General features: G+C 62.7%; 19 protein-coding genes. 13 read left to right on the plus strand and 6 right to left on the minus strand.

Translation table 11 applies throughout. The features are described from left to right. Positions 1-7: 7 nt before the first annotated feature. Together sucD and CLU94_RS16215 are read left to right on the plus strand one after the other, a co-directional pair. The gene (sucD, locus tag CLU94_RS16210) at positions 8-889 is read left to right on the plus strand and encodes a succinate--CoA ligase subunit alpha (protein ID WP_034746085.1); all 882 of its coding nucleotides are present in this window, start codon (positions 8-10) and stop codon (positions 887-889) included. Between the two features lie 213 nt (positions 890-1,102). Further along, on the plus strand, positions 1,103-1,567 hold the full coding sequence (locus tag CLU94_RS16215; RefSeq protein ID WP_099668343.1) for a pilin: 465 nt from the start codon (positions 1,103-1,105) through the stop codon (positions 1,565-1,567). A 21-nt stretch (positions 1,568-1,588) separates the two neighbouring features. On the opposite strand, the gene CLU94_RS16220 is transcribed toward CLU94_RS16215, so the two are convergent. Beyond that, positions 1,589-2,311, minus strand: coding sequence for a flagellar brake protein (locus tag CLU94_RS16220; protein ID WP_099666357.1), 723 nt, complete (start codon positions 2,309-2,311; stop codon positions 1,589-1,591). 163 nt (positions 2,312-2,474) lie between these two features. On the opposite strand from CLU94_RS16220, the gene CLU94_RS16225 reads away from it, so the two are divergent. Next, positions 2,475-2,852, plus strand: a complete 378-nt coding sequence (locus tag CLU94_RS16225; protein WP_099666358.1) for a DUF6713 family protein — start codon at positions 2,475-2,477, stop codon at positions 2,850-2,852. A 12-nt stretch (positions 2,853-2,864) separates the two neighbouring features. Here the strand turns inward: CLU94_RS16225 and moaC are convergent, their stop codons facing one another. After that, positions 2,865-3,371, minus strand: a complete 507-nt coding sequence (moaC, locus tag CLU94_RS16230) for a cyclic pyranopterin monophosphate synthase MoaC (RefSeq protein ID WP_099666359.1) — start codon at positions 3,369-3,371, stop codon at positions 2,865-2,867. Between the two features lie 196 nt (positions 3,372-3,567). Here moaC and CLU94_RS16235 point away from each other — a divergent pair, with 196 nt between their 5' ends. Beyond that, positions 3,568-5,157 carry a beta-barrel assembly-enhancing protease gene (locus tag CLU94_RS16235; protein WP_099666360.1) on the plus strand — a complete coding sequence of 530 codons (1,590 nt, stop codon included), beginning with the start codon at positions 3,568-3,570 and terminating at the stop codon, positions 5,155-5,157. A gap of 3 nt (positions 5,158-5,160) precedes the next feature. Here the strand turns inward: CLU94_RS16235 and CLU94_RS16240 are convergent, their stop codons facing one another. The 4 genes from CLU94_RS16240 to CLU94_RS16255 all read right to left on the minus strand — a co-directional run bounded on the left by CLU94_RS16240 (position 5,161) and on the right by CLU94_RS16255 (position 7,463). Further along, complete coding sequence (locus CLU94_RS16240; protein WP_099666361.1) at positions 5,161-5,751, minus strand: DUF2946 family protein; 591 nt, start codon at positions 5,749-5,751, stop codon at positions 5,161-5,163. Next, positions 5,744-6,769 carry a YheT family hydrolase gene (locus tag CLU94_RS16245; RefSeq protein ID WP_099666362.1) on the minus strand — a complete coding sequence of 342 codons (1,026 nt, stop codon included), beginning with the start codon at positions 6,767-6,769 and terminating at the stop codon, positions 5,744-5,746. The genes CLU94_RS16240 and CLU94_RS16245 overlap by 8 nt, the downstream gene beginning before the upstream one ends. Further along, positions 6,769-7,194 (minus strand): YybH family protein, encoded by a 426-nt coding sequence (locus CLU94_RS16250; protein WP_099666363.1) that lies wholly within the window; start codon positions 7,192-7,194, stop codon positions 6,769-6,771. Before CLU94_RS16250 ends, CLU94_RS16245 begins: the two co-directional genes overlap by 1 nt. 74 nt (positions 7,195-7,268) lie before the next feature. After that, positions 7,269-7,463: a zinc-finger domain-containing protein gene (locus CLU94_RS16255; RefSeq protein ID WP_034780619.1), complete on the minus strand. Its 195-nt coding sequence runs from the start codon at positions 7,461-7,463 to the stop codon at positions 7,269-7,271. A gap of 258 nt (positions 7,464-7,721) precedes the next feature. Here CLU94_RS16255 and CLU94_RS16260 point away from each other — a divergent pair, with 258 nt between their 5' ends. The 9 genes from CLU94_RS16260 (at position 7,722) to CLU94_RS16300 (ending at position 16,644) form a co-directional block, all read left to right on the plus strand. Further along, positions 7,722-8,468 (plus strand): AzlC family ABC transporter permease, encoded by a 747-nt coding sequence (locus tag CLU94_RS16260; RefSeq protein WP_180278677.1) that lies wholly within the window; start codon positions 7,722-7,724, stop codon positions 8,466-8,468. Beyond that, a complete protein-coding gene (locus tag CLU94_RS16265; RefSeq protein WP_099666364.1) occupies positions 8,461-8,811 on the plus strand; it encodes an AzlD domain-containing protein in 351 nt (116 codons plus the stop codon). Before CLU94_RS16260 ends, CLU94_RS16265 begins: the two co-directional genes overlap by 8 nt. A 77-nt stretch (positions 8,812-8,888) precedes the next feature. Continuing rightward, positions 8,889-10,100 (plus strand): phosphoglycerate kinase, encoded by a 1,212-nt coding sequence (locus CLU94_RS16270; protein WP_099666365.1) that lies wholly within the window; start codon positions 8,889-8,891, stop codon positions 10,098-10,100. A gap of 113 nt (positions 10,101-10,213) precedes the next feature. Next, complete coding sequence (gene pyk / locus CLU94_RS16275) at positions 10,214-11,662, plus strand: pyruvate kinase (RefSeq protein WP_099666366.1); 1,449 nt, start codon at positions 10,214-10,216, stop codon at positions 11,660-11,662. A gap of 180 nt (positions 11,663-11,842) precedes the next feature. Further along, the gene (gene fba / locus CLU94_RS16280; RefSeq protein WP_010401625.1) at positions 11,843-12,907 is read left to right on the plus strand and encodes a class II fructose-bisphosphate aldolase; all 1,065 of its coding nucleotides are present in this window, start codon (positions 11,843-11,845) and stop codon (positions 12,905-12,907) included. A gap of 104 nt (positions 12,908-13,011) precedes the next feature. Continuing rightward, positions 13,012-13,905 (plus strand): phosphoribosylaminoimidazolesuccinocarboxamide synthase, encoded by an 894-nt coding sequence (locus CLU94_RS16285; protein WP_099666367.1) that lies wholly within the window; start codon positions 13,012-13,014, stop codon positions 13,903-13,905. Position 13,906: 1 nt separating this feature from the next. Beyond that, complete coding sequence (purE, locus tag CLU94_RS16290; protein WP_077408673.1) at positions 13,907-14,404, plus strand: 5-(carboxyamino)imidazole ribonucleotide mutase; 498 nt, start codon at positions 13,907-13,909, stop codon at positions 14,402-14,404. Between the two features lie 15 nt (positions 14,405-14,419). After that, positions 14,420-15,628 (plus strand): 5-(carboxyamino)imidazole ribonucleotide synthase, encoded by a 1,209-nt coding sequence (locus CLU94_RS16295; protein ID WP_099666368.1) that lies wholly within the window; start codon positions 14,420-14,422, stop codon positions 15,626-15,628. Next, the gene (locus CLU94_RS16300) at positions 15,625-16,644 is read left to right on the plus strand and encodes an L-threonylcarbamoyladenylate synthase (protein WP_099666369.1); all 1,020 of its coding nucleotides are present in this window, start codon (positions 15,625-15,627) and stop codon (positions 16,642-16,644) included. Before CLU94_RS16295 ends, CLU94_RS16300 begins: the two co-directional genes overlap by 4 nt. Positions 16,645-16,872 lie beyond the last annotated feature (228 nt).

Raw genomic sequence — 16,872 nt, forward strand, 5'->3', positions numbered from 1 at the left:
AATCAACATGTCCATTCTGATCAATAAAGATACCAAAGTTGTTACCCAAGGGATCACCGGCAAGACCGGCCAGTTCCACACCCGCGGTTGCCGCGACTACGCGAACGGCAAAGCTGCCTTCGTGGCAGGCGTGAACCCGAAGAAAGCCGGCGAAGATTTCGAAGGCATTCCTATTTTCGCTAACGTTACCGAAGCGAAAAAAGAAACCGGCGCCAACGTTTCCGTCATCTACGTGCCGCCAGCAGGCGCGGCAGCGGCGATCTGGGAAGCTGTCGAAGCTGAAATGGATCTGGCCATTTGCATCACCGAAGGCATTCCTGTCCGCGACATGATGGCTTTGAAAGACCGCATGGCCAAAGCCAACAGCAAAACCCTGCTGCTGGGCCCTAACTGCCCAGGCTTGATCACGCCAGACGAAATCAAGATCGGCATCATGCCAGGTCACATACACAAGAAGGGCCGTATCGGCGTGGTTTCGCGTTCGGGCACCCTGACCTATGAAGCAGTGGGTCAGCTGACCGCACTGGGCCTGGGCCAATCGTCGGCAGTCGGCATCGGCGGCGACCCGATCAACGGTCTGAAGCACATCGACATCATGAAGATGTTCAATGACGATCCAGATACCGACGCGGTCATCATGATCGGCGAAATCGGTGGTCCGGACGAAGCCAACGCGGCTTATTGGATCAAAGACAACATGAAAAAACCGGTCGTCGGCTTCATCGCTGGCGTAACGGCTCCTCCAGGCAAGCGCATGGGCCACGCCGGCGCGCTGATCTCGGGCGGTGCCGATACGGCACAAGCCAAGCTGGAAATCATGGAAGCTTGCGGCATTACCGTCACCAAAAACCCGTCGGAAATGGCGCGTCTGCTGAAAGCCATGCTGTAATTCCAGCCGGCTTACCGCAGTACAAAAAAGGAGCTTCGGCTCCTTTTTTTTGTCCGCAAGACAGGCCGCATCCCGGCCCGGGACGACGGCGCTGGTCCGAACTGGCCCAAATGTGTCGCTTTTCTTTCCATGTGCACCGCTGCTGCCCGGGCGCGCCGCTGGCATGGCGCTTGCACCATGCACGGCGTGAGCAATGCACAATGGGAGGATACGATGCGCGCGCAAAGCGGATTTACCCTGATAGAACTGATGATCGTGGTGGCCATCGCCGGCATACTGGCGGCCGTGGCCATTCCCCAGTATGGCGACTACACGATGCGGGCCAAGGTCAGCAATGTACTGGCGGCCGCCGCGCCGCTGAAGACAGCCGTGGCCCTGTGCGTGCAGGAAAACGGCGGGCTGGCCACCGCCTGCAGCACGCCCACCCAGGCCGTGCCCAGCGCCATCCCCGTGTTCAGTGCCACGCGCGAAGTGGCCAGCGCCACAGTGGACAAGGGCGATATCGTGCTGACCCTGGCGGCCGACCTGGGCACGGGTATCGGTAGACAAACCGTGACGATGACCATGAAGCCGGGCACAAGCAGCCTGACCTGGTTCAACAGCACCACCGTGACGAATGCGGCAGCGAAGGAAGCGATTACCAAAAACAACATTCCCGACGTGACGCCGACGCTGTAAGTGGCGCCTGCCGCGCCAGTGTCAGACGATTTTTTGCCGGTCCGCGATCAGCGCTTCATAGGTGAGGTTTTGCAGCAAGGTGTAGTGGGTTGGTTCCAGGTCGATGAATTGCACGCCATACGTATAGATTTCCGTCACCTCGGCGGCGTGGCCATTCGACGGCTTGCCCACGCTGACGTTCTGGATGCGCGCGCGCGTGTTGACGCGCATCTGATGCTTGTTCGGCTGCACCAGCAGGGTAAAGCTGAGGGCCACGCCGTCGTCGTCCGGCGTGAGCATGCTGGGCGCCTCGATCAGCGCGCCCGAAACGCTGAGGTTGACGATGAACACGGGTACGGCCGCCACGTCGCGGCAGCTGAGCTGCGCCGGAATATCCACTTTGACGCGCATCGCCGTGCGCAGGCTGGTACCCTGGATGGCGTCGGGAAAGCTCAGGTGGACATAATTGAGCGGACGGCCAAAGATGCGCAGCACGCTGCAGGAAAACGAACACACGGTGACGCCGGAAAACACGCGGATGGTCAGTTTGTCGCCCTCGTTGAGCATGATGGCGGCGCCGTTTTCCATGGGAATCTTGACGATCAGGTACTCATCTTTCACATAGCCGATCAGGGTCGAGAAATGCTGGATGGGTTTGATAGTGCGGTGCGTGATGAACTGGATGCGTCCACCCACCTGCAGATTCATGGCCTCGAATTCGAAGTCCTGGAGCTTGCTTTCCGCGGCGGGCTTGTTGCTAGTCATGCGATGCTCATCTGGATATGGTCGACTCGCAGTATGCATGATTTCTTGATGAAAAAGCATTTATATCAATGAAATTCATATTGACATCGAAAAATGCCATGCGCGCGTGCCGGGGCAGGATTCAGGCTTTACAATTGCGTCAATATTGACGAATGTAAATCTTATGCCGCGAAGTTACTTCTGGACGATGTTGTTCTTGATCCTGCATCAAATCGACGCTGCCTACTGGAAAGAGTGGGAGATGTTTCATGTGCCGGGCGGCGTGCAGGGTTTTCTGGTGTTTAACCTGGCGGCGATTGCCGTCGTACTGGCCGGTTACCGGCATGTGCTGCTGGGCACCCCGCGGGCGACCTTGTATGCGGGCATCTGCGCCGCGCTGGGCGCAGGCACCTTCCTGATCCACGCCGGCTTCGCGCTGGCGGGACTGGCGCAATTCCACTTGCCCCTGTCGATCGCCATCATCGTGCTGTGCCTGGCATGCGCCGTGTGGCTGCTGTGCGATTTGCGCCGCGTCAAGGTGACGCGGCCAGTGCCCGCCTGAAACGGTGGCGTCTTACACCTCGGCGTGCCAGTCGCCCGACTTGCCGCCATGTTTTTCCAGCACGCGCACGTTCGTCATGACCATGCCACGGTCGACGGCCTTGCACATGTCGTAGATCGTCAATAAGCCGACTTGCACGGAAGTGAGCGCTTCCATTTCCACGCCCGTCTTGCCCGTGGTGTCGACTTGGGCGCGGCAGTGCACGCTGTTGGCCGCCTCGTCCACTTCAAAATCGACGGTGACGCGCGTGAGGGCCAGCGGGTGGCACAGGGGAATCAGGTCGCTGGTGCGCTTGGCGCCCATGATGGCGGCGATGCGGGCGATGCCCAGTACGTCGCCCTTCTTGGCGTTGCCCGAAATAATCAATGCCAAGGTGGCGGGCTGCATGCGGATGGTGCCGGCGGCCACGGCGCTGCGGCGCGTGTCTTCCTTGCTGCCCACGTCGACCATATGGGCCTGGCCCGTGGCGTCGAAATGGGTCAGTTCCCCGGCGGGGGCTTGCTTGTCTGCTGTTGTCATGGCGTCAAAATAGGTGAGGAGTGGGGGCGCGGCAGGCCTGACCACGACGCCATGCCACTGGCATGGCGCATGCTTGTTGCGTGGGAATGGGCGCCGCGAACAAGGTATGATAGCACCCGTGAATTCAAAAACTTCCCTTCCGATCGTCCTTGAAAACGCCGCTGCGGCATGGCTGCGCGGCTCACGTCGCGCATCGGTGCTGGCCGCATTGTGGCTGGCGGCACCCTGTGCGCTGGCGCAAACCTATACGTCCGCGCCTGCGGCGCCGGTTGCCAGCGTGGCGACCAAGCCGGCCGGCAGCTGGACGCCGCTGGCCGTGCCGCCGGCGCCGAATCTGCCGAACCTGGGCGATACGTCGCGCGAAGACCTGTCGCCGGCGATGGAGCGCAAGATCGGTGAGGAAATCATGCGCGGCATCCGCGGCGACCGCGACTACCTCGACGATGCGCCCTTGCTGGAATACCTGAATACCTTCGGCAACGCCCTCGTGGCGGCGCGCCCCAGCGTGCGGGGCGAAACGAACTACGACTATTTTTTCTTTGCCGTGCGCGATCCCCAGTTGAACGCGTTTGCCTTGCCGGGCGGCTTCATCGGCGTGCACTCGGCCCTGGTGCTGGCGGCGCAAACGGAGGCGGAACTGGCTTCCGTGCTGTCGCACGAGATCGGCCATGTGGCGCAGCGCCATATCGCGCGCATGCTGGGCCAGCAGCGCCAGGATGCCCTGATGCCGCTGGCCGCCATGTTGCTGGCGGCGCTCGCTTCGCGCGCGGGCGGCGACGTGGCCATGGGCGTGTTTGCCGCCGGCCAGGGCCTGGCCATCCAGCGCCAGCTCAATTTCGGCCGCGACGCCGAACGCGAGGCGGACCGCATCGGTTTCCAGATCATGGGCGAGGCCGGTTTCGATACCACCGGCATGGTGGCCTTCTTCGGCCGCATGCAGGCGGCCAGCCGTTCGTACAGCGACCTGATGCCTGCCTATCTGCAGACCCACCCGCTGACGACCGAACGCATCGCCGACATCCAGGCGCGCATTCGCGAGCAGCCGTACAAGCAGCGTGCCGACAGCCTGAGTTTCCACCTGGCCCGGGCCCGCGCCCGCGTGCTGCAGGATGAAAGCGTGCAAGGCTTGTTGAACGCCAAGGCTCTCTTCAAGACGCAGCTGGAACAGCAAAGCCGTTTCCAGGTGACGGCCGCCCATTACGGCCTGTCTTTCGTCGCCGTCAAGCAGGGCAAGCCTGCGGAAGCGCAAAAGGAACTCGATGCGGCCAATGCGGCCCTGCACCAGCCGGCCGGGCCGAATGTGTTGACCTCGGGCGGCACGCAGGGCCCCAATTCGCTGCTGGCGGCAATGGGGCTGGAAGTGCTGTTGATGCCGGCGCAAAAGAAGGAAGTGGCGCAGCAAGCCCTGAAGGCGGCGGACGCCGCGCGCCAGCAGTTTCCCCTGTCGCGCGGCATTGCCCACCAGTATGCGGAAGCGCTGATGGCTGCCGGCAAGCTGGAGCAATCCACGCTGTATCTGCGTGAGCAGGTGCAGCTCTACAAGGAAGAACCGGAACTGTATGATTTACTGGCGAAAGCCTATGCGGACCAGGGCAAGATGACCTTGCAGCACATGGCGCTGGCCGAATCCTACGTGCTGCAGGGCGCCACCATGGCCGCGCTGGACCAGCTGACGATTGCCCGCAAGTCGACGGACGCGACTTTTTATGACCAGGCCGTGATCGATGCGCGCGAGCGCGAGTTGCAGGAAAAGCGCCGCGAACAGATCAAGGACCAGAAGGGCTAAGCCTTATTCGGCTTGCGGCATCGGCTGGAAGCCGAAGGTCTGCGGCACGGCAGCGTAGCGCAGCGGCTGCACGGCAATCTCCTTGCCGTCATGCAATAACACCAAGGTGCCTTGAGCATCCTCCAGCCAGGCCAGCAGGGCTTCGTCGCCGGCTTGCCGGCCGTCGATGCGCAGCGCGGGCAGCACCTGGGCCATGTCGCGGTCATCCACCTGCGCGACGATGTCGCCGTGGCGCAAGATCAGCGCGCCGTTATCGCACCAATACGCTTGCTCGATCTGTTCCAGCGGGGCACCCGTCTGCAAGACAAAACCGTGCTGCGGGTCGCTGCGGGCGATGTAGGGCGTCGCTTCCAGATTCACATACACGCGCTGCGGGCCATTCTGGAAAAACCAGCAACCGCGTTCGTCCTGGGCGTAATTGCGGTTGATAAAGCTCAACAGGGCGGCGTGGGCGATCTTGTCGCCCGGCAATTTTTGCAGTTGCGCCTGCTGGTCGCGCATGCGCCAGTGGCCGCGCGCGTCCAGGCCCAGCCAGCCGTAGCAGTGGGGCACGTTCGGCCATTTGGCCAGGGCCTGTTTGACGAGTTCATCCATGTGTAGCGTTTTCCGTGTGAGTGCGCGCATCGCCAGCGTGACAGGTTTGCGGCGCCGATGGCGCCGTGTTGCCGCCTTCAAAAAAGTGGATCAGGCGCTGCGGCAACCAGCGTGTGCTTCCCGGCAACTTGCCTGCCGCAAAGCCGACGTGGCCGCCGTGGCGCGGATACTCGAGGGTGACCGTCGGCGCGGCGCTGCGCGGCAGGAAGCGTCCGGGCAGGAAAGGATCATTTTGCGCATTCAGTACCAGGGTCGGCACGGTGATGTCCGGCAAGACGTGCTTGGCGCTGGCGCGGTGCCAGTAATCGTCGGCATCACGGTAGCCGTGCAGGGGCGCCGTGACGACGTCGTCGAAGGCGTGCAAGTCGCGCGCGGCCAGCATGGCGTCGCGCGCAAACAGGCCGGGAAACTGTTCCAGCTTGGCCAGGCATTTCGGTTTCAAGGTGTTCAGGAACATGCGCGTGTAGAGCCGGTTGGCGCCGGAAGACAGGGCCTTGCCCCCTTGCGCAAGATCAAGGGGGGCGGACACGGCCGCCGCCGCATCGACGAAATCGGCCTGGTGCTGCGACTGGCCCAGCCAGCACAGCAGGGCGTTGCCGCCCAGCGAGACGCCGGCCGCGTAAAACTTGCCCGTGGCGCGCGGGCGCAATGTGCGCACGACCCAGTCCACTTCCTGCGCATCGCCCGAATGGTAGAAGCGCGGCGCCAGGTTGGCTTCGCCCGAGCAGCCGCGGAAATGCGGCACGGCGCCCGACCAGCCGCGCGCGGCCACTTCGGCCATCAGGGCGCGCGCGTAATGGCTGTTCGACGAGCCTTCCAGGCCGTGGAACAGCACCACGAAGGGCTGGCCCGGCTGGCCGTCGACCAGGTCGACGTCGACGAAGTCGCCATCGGGCGCTTGCCAGCGTTCGCGGCGGAAGGCCACGGCCGGCTTGGCGAGGCACACGGCAGGATAAATCGTCTGCGCATGGCCGCCAGGCAGCCAGAGCGGGGCAGTATAGGAAAGAGACAAAGACATCAGTGCAGGATCTGCGCCCCCGTGGCGTCTGCCGGCGCGCCGCCCGGCGCGATGGAGGCATGGTGCAGCACGATGCGCCAGCCGCGCGGCGTTTTCACGTACACATTCGTTGCCAGCAGATGCGCCGGACCGCCTTCTTCCTGGGTGACGCCTTCGATCACCGTGTGCACCGAACTCATCAGGTTGTGCGTTTCATGCAGCTGCGCCGGCACGATGTGCAGGCCGCCGCCCGCCAGGATGGTTTCCCACGAGGCGCGGATGGCGGCATGGCCGATCAGGCGCGCGCCGCCCGGATGGATGCAGACGATCTCTTCATCGTCGGCCCAGAGCGCCATCAGCGCTTCGAGGTCGGCGCGGTGCAAGGCATCGTAGAAGGCCGCCTCGATTTCCGCGGCGCTGCCATTGAGTTCTTTCAGACGTTTCATGACGACTCCGGCTTGAGCGGTACAGCTAGCTGTGTAAATGAAAACGGCGCGCTGGAGGCGCGCCGCTGGGCAGTTTAATGATGGCCGGCGCTGGCGCCTTCCTTCAGGGTGTAGGCCGTGCCGCAGTACGGGCACTTGGCGATACCGTCCTTGTTGAATTCCAGGAACACACGCGGATGCGACGACCACAGCGGCATGGCCGGGTTAGGGCAGTGGGCTGGCAGGTCTTTACTGTCGAGTTCGACCGCTGGCTGGGTGGTTTTTGTCATCTTGTCATGCTCCGTGAGGCTGTATGGAAGGAAGTCGGCTGCTGCCAAAACCACGATTTTAACGGATTCAGGCAGACAGCAAAAATCATGGCTAAAATGGCGGCTCGATCATCTTCGGCTGCGGCGCGGATTTTTGCGCAAATTCGGCAGCTGCAGCGCCACACTGACTGGATTTGCCTTGCCGGTATCGCCGTTGTCCCCCTTGTCGCCACGCACCATTGTTGTGCAGTTACCACACTCAGCCTGCCGGGGGCTCGCATGAACACCCGCGTGAACGCCGTTCTGGCCGCCAAGGACGACGCCCTGCTGAAAGATGCCTGGCGCGCCGGCCTGAACCTGGGTGCGCCCACCCTGCTGGGCATCGCCGCCTGGGGCATGGTAGTGGGCGTGGCCATGGTGAAAAGCGGCCTGACGGTGGCGCAGGCGGGGGCCATGACCCTGTTTGTCTTTGCCGGCTCGGCCCAGCTCGCGTCCTTGCCGCTGCTGGCCGCGCAGGCGCCCGTGTGGGTGATCTTCGCCACGGCCCTCGTCGTCAATTTGCGTTTTGTCATCTTTTCCGTGCTGCTGGCCCCCCATTTTTCCCATCTGCCGTGGCGCCAGCGCTTTGGGCTCGGCTATGTGGCGGGCGACATCACGGTGGGCCTGTTCCTGCAGCGCTATCCGCACGAAACGCCGGACCCGGCCAAGCTGCCTTTCCTGAAAGGCTTGATCTATCCCAACTGGCTGGCCTGGCAAATCGGTTCCTTCATCGGTATCGTGCTGGGCGCCGTCGTGCCGGCCGAATGGGGGCTGGGTTTTGCCGGTACCCTGGCGATCCTGTGCGTGACGGTGCCGCTGATCCTCAGCCGCGCCGCCCTGTGCGGCGTGCTGGTGGCGGGTGCGGTGGCCGTGCTGGCCTACGGCCTGCCGTATAAGCTGGGCTTGCTGGTGGCCGTCGTGGTGGGCATGGTCAGCGCCATGGCCGTGGAAGAATTGACAGAAAAATGGACAAAACGCCATGTTTGACGGCATAGACTGGGGCAGGGCCGACGTGTGGATCGCCATCGCCGTGCTGGTGGTGGCGACGGCCGCCACGCGCAGCACCTTTTGGCTGATCGGCCATCACATCACCATTCCGCGCCGCGTGGGCGAGATGTTGCGCTATGCGCCGGCCTGCGCGCTGGCCGCCATCATCGCGCCCGACATGCTGATGGAGGGACAGCAAGTGCACTTCGAATTGTCGAATTTGAAACTCTTGTCCGGTATTGCCGCCACGCTCTTTTTCGTGATCCGCCGCAATATGCTGCAAACCATCGTGTTTGGCATGCTGGTTTTCACGGGCTTGCGACTGTTGCACGTTTTTCAGTAAAGCAGGACAAATCGGGGATTTGCTCTGGTCATTGCGGTAAAATAGCGCACTTCCTTCCACTCGTCATCTGGATCGCCATGTCAGCTGTTCTCAACTTCATCCGTCTGCAAGATTTGATCGCCCAAAATGCACTGCAAGGCAAGCGCGTGTTTATCCGCGCCGACCTGAATGTCCCGCAAGATGACAGTGGCAAGATCACCGAAGATACGCGCATCCGCGCCTCGGTGCCGGCCATCCGCGCCGCGCTGGACGCTGGCGCCGCCGTCATGGTGACGTCGCACCTGGGCCGTCCGACGGAAGGCGAGTTCAAGCCTGCCGACAGCCTGGCGCCCGTGGCCGCCCGCCTGTCCGAGCTGCTGGGCCAGGAAGTTGCATTGAAACAAAACTGGGTCGATGGCGCCGGCCTGGAAAACCTGGCTGCCGGCCAGGTCGTCCTGCTGGAAAACGTGCGCGTCAACAAGGGCGAAAAGAAAAACAGCGATGAGCTGGCGCAAAAAATGGCCAAATTGTGCGATATCTACGTCAATGACGCGTTCGGCACGGCCCACCGCGCCGAAGCGTCCACGCACGGCATCGCCAAGTTCGCGCCCGTCGCCTGCGCCGGCCCGCTGCTGGCCGCCGAGCTCGATGCATTGGGCAAGGCGCTGCACGCGCCAGCCCGTCCGCTGCTGGCCATTGTTGCTGGTTCGAAAGTATCGAGCAAGCTGACCATCCTGAAAGCCCTGTCCGACAAGGTTGATAACCTGATCGTCGGCGGCGGCATCGCCAACACCTTCATGAAAGCTGTCGGCTTGAACGTCGGCAAGTCGCTGGTGGAAGCGGAACTCGTCGAGGAAGCGAAAGCCATCATCGACATCATGGCCAAGCGCGGCGCGCAAGTGCCGATTCCCGTCGATGTCGTGTGCGCCAAGGAATTCTCGCCCACGGCCGTTGCCACCGTCAAGGACGTGGCCGACGTGGCGGACGACGACATGATCCTCGATATCGGCCCGAAGACGGCGGCCCTGCTGGCGCAGCAAATCGGCGCCGCCGGCACCATCGTGTGGAACGGCCCCGTCGGCGTGTTCGAATTCGACCAGTTCGGCAACGGCACCAAGACCCTGGCCCTGGCCATTGCCGATTCGAAAGCATTCTCCATCGCTGGCGGTGGCGACACCCTGGCGGCGATTGCCAAATACGACATTACCGATAAAATCAGCTATATCTCGACGGGCGGCGGCGCTTTCCTGGAGTTCCTGGAAGGCAAGACTTTACCCGCCGTTGAAATCCTGATGCAGCGCGCCGCTTAAGGCGCCGCCGTCAGCAATTCAGTACCAAGCGCAGCCTGACCGCTGCGCTTTTACCTTGCCGGGCGGTTCAGCCGCCAGGTCTTGCTCACCTTCGCTCGCGCACAAGGACTCCTATGCCACGCGGTACAAAAATCGTAGCAACAATCGGCCCCGCTTCCACCGACTTCGATATCCTGGTGAAGATGATACGTGCGGGCGTCGACGTGGTGCGTTTGAATTTTTCCCACGGCAAGGCGCAAGACCATATCGACCGCGCGGCGCTGGTGCGCCTGGCGGCGGCCGAGTGCGGGCGCGAAGTGGCCATCATGGCCGACATGCAAGGGCCGAAGATTCGCGTCGGCAAGTTTGAAAATTCCCGCATCCAGCTCGAAGCGGGCGACAAGTTCATCCTCGACGCCAAGTGGGGCGAAAACGGCGAACTGGGCAACCAGGAGCGTGTCGGTCTCGACTACAAGGCCCTGCCGCGCGACTTGCACAAGGGCGACGTGCTGCTGCTGAACGACGGGCTCATCGTGCTGATCGTCGAGCGCATCCACGGCAGCGAAATCCACACCACCGTCAAGATTGGCGGCGAATTGTCGAACAACAAGGGTATCAACCGCCAGGGCGGCGGCCTGTCCGCGCCCGCGCTGACGGCCAAGGATATGGAAGATATCAAGACGGCCATGAGTTTCCAGGCCGACTACCTGGCTATTTCCTTCCCGAAATGTGCGACCGACATGGAAATGGCGCGCCAGCTGGCCAATATCGCCGGCGAACCGTACCACCACAAGCCGATGATGATCGCCAAGATCGAGCGTGCGGAAGCTATTCCCGCGCTGCAAGAAATTCTCGACGCGTCCGACGGCATCATGGTGGCGCGCGGCGACCTGGCGGTCGAGGTGGGCAACGCGGCCGTGCCGGCCTTGCAGAAACGCATGATCAAGATGGCGCGCGCGTCGAACAAGATTGCCATTACGGCAACACAAATGATGGAATCGATGATCGTCAACGCCGTGCCGACCCGCGCGGAAGTGTCCGACGTGGCCAATGCCGTGCTCGATGGCACGGACGCCGTCATGACGTCGGCCGAAACGGCCTCGGGCAAGTACCCGATCGAGACGGTGGAAATGATGGCCGCCATCTGCGTGGAAGCGGAACAATCCGAATACAACAAGCTCGATGCCGATTTCCTCAACGTCACCTTTACCCGCATCGACCAGTCGATCGCCTACGGCGCGCTGTTCACCGCCCATCACCTGCGCGTCAAAGCCATCGTGGCGCTGACGGAATCCGGTTCCACCGCCTTGTGGATGAGCCGCCACAGTATCGACACGCCAATCTACGCGCTCACGCCCAGTGTCACCACTTTGCGCAAAGCCGCGCTGTACCGCAATGTTCGGGCGTATCATCTGATGCAGAACGCCCCCAGCGCGCAAGTGCTGAAGCAGGCGGAAGAGTTGCTGGTGGCGCAGGGTATCGTCCGCAAGGGCGACATGATCGTCGTCACCTGGGGCGAGCCGATGGGGCAGGTGGGCGGCACGAATGCCTTGAAGATTGTGAAGGTAGGCGAATTCGAGTAAAAACTGCCCAGGGCGTTGTTGCATTGCCTAGTTGTACTAGTTGTACTGCCTTCGGCAACGCGCCTAGCCCTGAGCAGTTTGTTGGACGTTCTAATTTAGTTGAAAGAATTCAGGCGCCGCCGCGGTTATTGACCACCGCGAAGCGCCGCAACGGTTTCTATTGTTATCTGGAGTATTACCATGTCTCTCGTATCCATGCGTCAACTGCTGGACCATGCTGCCGAAAACGGTTATGGCATTCCTGCTTTCAACGTCAATAACCTGGAGCAAGTGCAAGCCATCATGGCTGCCGCTGATGCGCTGAACAGCCCGGTGATCATGCAAGCGTCCGCTGGCGCGCGCAAGTACGCCGGTGAAGCGTTCCTGCGCCATCTGATCGACGCGGCTGTCGAAGCGTATCCGCACATTCCTGTCGTCATGCACCAGGATCACGGCCAGTCGCCGGCCGTCTGCATGGCCGCCATCCGCTCGGGTTTTACTTCCGTGATGATGGACGGCTCGCTGGAAGCGGACGGCAAGTCGGTCGCTTCCTACGAATACAACGTGGAAGTGTCGCGTGAAGTGGTGAAATTCTCGCACGCCATCGGCGTGACGGTGGAAGCGGAACTGGGCGTGCTCGGTTCGCTGGAAACCATGAAGGGCGACAAGGAAGACGGCCACGGCGCCGACGGCACCATGACCCGCGAGCAACTGCTGACGGACGTGGCGCAAGCGGCCGACTTCGTACAGCGCACCCAGTGCGACGCCCTGGCGATCGCCATCGGCACCTCGCACGGCGCGTATAAGTTTACCCGCAAGCCGACGGGCGACATCCTGGCCATCGACCGCATCAAGGAAATCCACGCGCGCATCCCGAACACCCACCTGGTGATGCACGGTTCGTCGTCGGTGCCGCAGGAATTGCTGGCCATCATCCGCGAATTCGGCGGCGACATGAAGGAAACCTACGGCGTGCCAGTCGAGGAAATCCAGGAAGGCATCCGTCACGGCGTGCGCAAGATCAACATCGATACCGACATCCGCCTGGCGATGACGGCCGCGATCCGCAAGTACCTGTTCGAGAACCCGTCGAAATTCGACCCGCGCGACTTCCTGAAGCCAGCCCGCACCGCCGCCGAGCAAATCGTGCGCGCGCGCATGCAGGCGTTCGGCTGCGAAGGCCAGGCGTCGAAAATCAAGGTCATCACGATGGAAAAAATGGCCGAGCGCTACAAGGCCGGCGAGCTGTCGCAAATTGTGAAGTAAAATTCTGTCTGGAACGGGCCGGAAGCAATGCTCCGTGCCCGATTTTCTCGACCGGCGGGCACCCCCTGCCTGCCGGTTTCGTTTCATCCAACTATTCCCCCGCTATGAACAGCCTCTATCAGACTTCCATCCACTCCCTGCCATTGCTGGGCCACGGCAAGGTCCGCGACAACTACGCCGTTGGCGACGACAAGATCCTGATCGTCACCACGGACCGCCTGTCGGCCTTCGATGTCGTCATGAACGAGCCTATCCCCGGCAAGGGCAAGGTCCTCAACCAGATGAGCGATTTCTGGTTCGAGAAACTGGGCCACATCGTGCCGAACCACCTGACCGGCGTGGCGCCGGAATCCGTGGTGGCGCCAGAGGAAGTGGAGCAAGTGCAAGGCCGCGCCGTGGTGGCCAAGCGTTTGAAACCGATCATGGTCGAGGCAGTCGTGCGCGGCTACATCATCGGTTCGGGCTGGAAAGACTATCAGGACACGGGCAGCATCTGCGGCATCGCGCTGCCAGCGGGCTTGCAACAGGCGGAAAAACTGCCGGAGCCGATCTTCACCCCGGCAGCCAAGGCCGAACTGGGCGAGCATGACGAAAACATCAGCTTTGCTGAAATGGAAGAGCGCATCGGTGCCGAGCTGGCCGCCAAGATGCGCGACGTCGCCATTGCCCTCTACAAGACGGCCGCCGAATATGCGGCCACGCGCGGCATCATCATCGCCGACACCAAGTTCGAATTCGGCCTGGACGACAATGGCGTCATGCATCTGATGGATGAAGTGCTGACGGCCGACTCGTCGCGCTTCTGGCCTGCCGATTCCTACCAGCCAGGCATCTCGCCGCCGTCGTTCGACAAGCAATTCGTGCGCGACTACCTGGAAACGTTGACCTGGGGCAAGACCGCGCCGGCGCCGGCGCTGCCGGCCGACGTCATCGAAAAAACCCAGGCCAAGTACTTCGAAGCCATCGAACGCCTGACGGGCGAGAAGCTGAAGGCCTGAGATGAGCGAGCAGAATAAGCCGCTGGTCGGCGTCATCATGGGGTCGTCCTCTGACTGGGACGTGATGCAGAATGCGGTTGCCATCCTGAAACAGTTTGGCGTGCCGTACGAAGCGCAAGTCATTTCCGCGCACCGCATGCCCGACGAGATGTATGCGTACGCGAAAAGCGCGCGCGCGCGCGGCTTGCGCGCCATCATCGCCGGCGCCGGCGGCGCGGCCCACCTGCCTGGCATGGTGGCGGCGATGACCATCGTGCCCGTGCTGGGCGTACCCGTGCCATCGAAATACTTGCGTGGCGAAGACTCCATGTTGTCCATCCTGCAAATGCCCAAGGGCGTGCCGGTCGCCACTTTCGCCATCGGCGAAGCGGGCGCGGCGAATGCGGCGCTGACGGCCGTGGCGATGCTGGCCGCCAACGACGATGTCCTGGCCGAAAAGCTGGAAGCGTTCCGTACCACGCAAACGGCCGCCGCCAAGGCCATGGTCTTGCCTGATTAATATGTTTGAAAAATAATGAATAGTAAATCGACTTCCCCATTGCTGCCTGCCGCCCATCCACCGGCGTGGCTGGGCGTGATGGGCGGCGGCCAGCTCGGCCGCATGTTTGCCCAGGCCGCCCAGAGCATGGGCTACCAGGTTGCAGTTCTTGAACCTGTGCTGGAGCCAGCCGCTACTTGCCCTGCGGGGCAGGTGGCGCAGCGCCTGGTCCATGCCGCATATGATGATGTCGCCGGCCTCGACGCCCTGGCGGCGCAATGCCTGGCCGTCACCACCGAGTTCGAGAACGTGCCGGCTGACAGCCTGTCGCGCCTGGCCGAACGGGTATTCGTGGCGCCGGATGCGCACGGCGTGTCGGTGGCGCAAGATCGCATCGCGGAAAAACGTTTCTTTGTCGACTGCGCCGCCAAGTCCGGCGTGCTGCCGGCGCCGCATAGGGTCATCGCCACGCAGGACGATATCGACGCCATCGGCGACGACTTGCTGCCGGGCATCTTGAAAACCGTGCGCATGGGCTATGACGGCAAGGGCCAGTTCCGCGTGCGCACGCGCGACGACGTGCGCGCCGCCTTTGCGGAAATGGGCGAGGTAACTTGCCTGTTGGAAAAAATGTTGCCGCTGGCGTATGAAGTGTCCGTGCTGACGGCGCGCGGCGTGGATGGCGAATCGGTCGTGTATCCGATCGCTGAAAACGTGCACCGCGACGGCGTCCTGTTTACCACTACCGTGCCGGGCCCGAACGTGTCGGACGACTGCGCCGCCAGGGCGCAGCGGGCGGCGCAAGCCATGGTCGCTGAACTCGGTTATGTCGGCGTGCTGTGCATCGAATTTTTCGTGCTGGACGACGGCAGTCTGGTGGTCAATGAAATGGCGCCCCGTCCCCACAACAGCGGCCACTACACGATGGACGCCTGCGTCACCAGCCAGTTCGCGCAGCAGGTGCGGGCCATGGCGCGTCTGCCTCTGGGCGACGTGCGCCAGCATTCGCCGGCCGTGATGCTCAACATCCTGGGCGACGCCTGGTTTGCCGGCGACAGCGATGTTGCCAGCGAACCGGCGTGGGACCAGGTGCTGGCGCTGCCGGGCGCGTGCCTGCACCTGTATGGCAAGGACGCCCCGCGCCGTGGCCGCAAGATGGGCCACCTGACTTTCATCGCTGCCACCTTGCAAGAGGCGCAGCAGCGCCTGCGCGACGCTTGCCTGATTCTGGGAATCGCGCCGTGAGCGTACTTGCACACGATCTGGCGGCGGCCGCTGCCGTGCTGGAAGGGGGCGGCCTCGTCGCTTTCCCGACGGAAACGGTGTATGGCCTGGGCGCCGATGCGGAAAACCCGGCCGCCGTGGCGCGCATCTACGAAGCCAAGGGCCGGCCTTCGGACCATCCCGTGATCGTGCACGTGGCGCCTGGCGCCGACTTGGCGCACTGGTCCGACGATATTCCGCCCGAAGCGCAGCAACTGGTGGCTGCCTTCTGGCCCGGTCCGCTGACCCTGATCGTCAGGCGCGCCGCGCATATTCCCGACGCCGTGTCCGGCGGCCAGGATACGGTGGGCTTGCGCTGCCCGTCGCATCCGGTGGCTATCGCATTGCTACGCACCTTCAAAGGCGGCAAGGGCGGCCTGGCGGCGCCGTCGGCGAACAAATTCGGCAATGTCAGCCCCACCACGGCGCAGCATGTGCGCGATGAATTCGCGGCGGAACTCGCCAGCGGCTTGCTGGGCCAGGTTCTCGACGGCGGACAGAGCGATGTCGGCATCGAATCGACCATCGTCGACCTGTCGCGCCTGGCCACGCACGGTCCCGTGCTGTTGCGTCCCGGCCATATCAGCAGCGAGCAGATCGCCGCCGTCATTGGCCGCGCACCGGCCGTGGCGGATGCGGCCGCGCCGCGCGCCTCGGGCACCCTGGAATCGCATTACGCACCGCACACGCCTGTTGCGATGCAGCACAGCGACGACGTGCGCGCCACCTTGAACCGCCTGCTCAATGACGGGCGCCGCGTGGCCCTGATCCACTACTCGGATCTGCCGCCGGCCAGCGCCAGCGTGCGCCTGGCAGCGACCCCGGAAAATTACGCACATGCGCTGTATGCCTCGCTGCGCACGATGGACCAGGTCGGCGCCGAGTTGATACTCGTCGAAGCACCGCCCACCGGCCCCGCGTGGCTGGGCGTGAATGACCGTCTGCGGCGTGCCGCCTTCGGCTCAAGTGGTATCTTGCAGCAATTTCTGTCCGCATAATAAAAGCCCCGCAAGGGGCTTTTTCTTGATGCAGCGCAATAGAGATGCTTGCCACGAAACATCTTATATCCTCCATAATTCAGCGGATCGCCCGGTCGTGACGGGGCGCTGGCGGTGTTGTTATTTCGTTGATTTTTAAAACATATTTTCTATACAAGCCTGAGGAACGATGGCATATTAGTTGGGTAGCGAATAGCACGCCCGTTCGTTTAGAAACCAGAAAAAAGA

The sequence above is a fragment of the Janthinobacterium sp. 13 genome (assembly GCF_002749695.1).
GTDB lineage: Bacteria > Pseudomonadota > Gammaproteobacteria > Burkholderiales > Burkholderiaceae_D > Janthinobacterium > Janthinobacterium kumbetense.

Excerpts from the sequence above, each read along its gene's own strand:
- sucD (WP_034746085.1), top strand. The coding sequence starts at position 8 with ATGTCCATTCTGATCAATAAAGATACCAAAGTTGTTACCCAAGGGATC.
- CLU94_RS16215 (WP_099668343.1), top strand. The coding sequence starts at position 1,103 with ATGCGCGCGCAAAGCGGATTTACCCTGATAGAACTGATGATCGTGGTG.
- CLU94_RS16220 (WP_099666357.1), bottom strand. The coding sequence starts at position 2,311 with ATGACTAGCAACAAGCCCGCCGCGGAAAGCAAGCTCCAGGACTTCGAA.
- CLU94_RS16225 (WP_099666358.1), top strand. The coding sequence starts at position 2,475 with ATGCCGCGAAGTTACTTCTGGACGATGTTGTTCTTGATCCTGCATCAA.
- moaC (WP_099666359.1), bottom strand. The coding sequence starts at position 3,371 with ATGACAACAGCAGACAAGCAAGCCCCCGCCGGGGAACTGACCCATTTC.
- CLU94_RS16240 (WP_099666361.1), bottom strand. The coding sequence starts at position 5,751 with ATGGATGAACTCGTCAAACAGGCCCTGGCCAAATGGCCGAACGTGCCC.
- CLU94_RS16245 (WP_099666362.1), bottom strand. The coding sequence starts at position 6,769 with ATGTCTTTGTCTCTTTCCTATACTGCCCCGCTCTGGCTGCCTGGCGGC.
- CLU94_RS16250 (WP_099666363.1), bottom strand. The coding sequence starts at position 7,194 with ATGAAACGTCTGAAAGAACTCAATGGCAGCGCCGCGGAAATCGAGGCG.
- CLU94_RS16255 (WP_034780619.1), bottom strand. The coding sequence starts at position 7,463 with ATGACAAAAACCACCCAGCCAGCGGTCGAACTCGACAGTAAAGACCTG.
- CLU94_RS16260 (WP_180278677.1), top strand. The coding sequence starts at position 7,722 with ATGAACACCCGCGTGAACGCCGTTCTGGCCGCCAAGGACGACGCCCTG.
- CLU94_RS16265 (WP_099666364.1), top strand. The coding sequence starts at position 8,461 with ATGTTTGACGGCATAGACTGGGGCAGGGCCGACGTGTGGATCGCCATC.
- CLU94_RS16270 (WP_099666365.1), top strand. The coding sequence starts at position 8,889 with ATGTCAGCTGTTCTCAACTTCATCCGTCTGCAAGATTTGATCGCCCAA.
- pyk (WP_099666366.1), top strand. The coding sequence starts at position 10,214 with ATGCCACGCGGTACAAAAATCGTAGCAACAATCGGCCCCGCTTCCACC.
- fba (WP_010401625.1), top strand. The coding sequence starts at position 11,843 with ATGTCTCTCGTATCCATGCGTCAACTGCTGGACCATGCTGCCGAAAAC.
- CLU94_RS16285 (WP_099666367.1), top strand. The coding sequence starts at position 13,012 with ATGAACAGCCTCTATCAGACTTCCATCCACTCCCTGCCATTGCTGGGC.
- purE (WP_077408673.1), top strand. The coding sequence starts at position 13,907 with ATGAGCGAGCAGAATAAGCCGCTGGTCGGCGTCATCATGGGGTCGTCC.
- CLU94_RS16295 (WP_099666368.1), top strand. The coding sequence starts at position 14,420 with ATGAATAGTAAATCGACTTCCCCATTGCTGCCTGCCGCCCATCCACCG.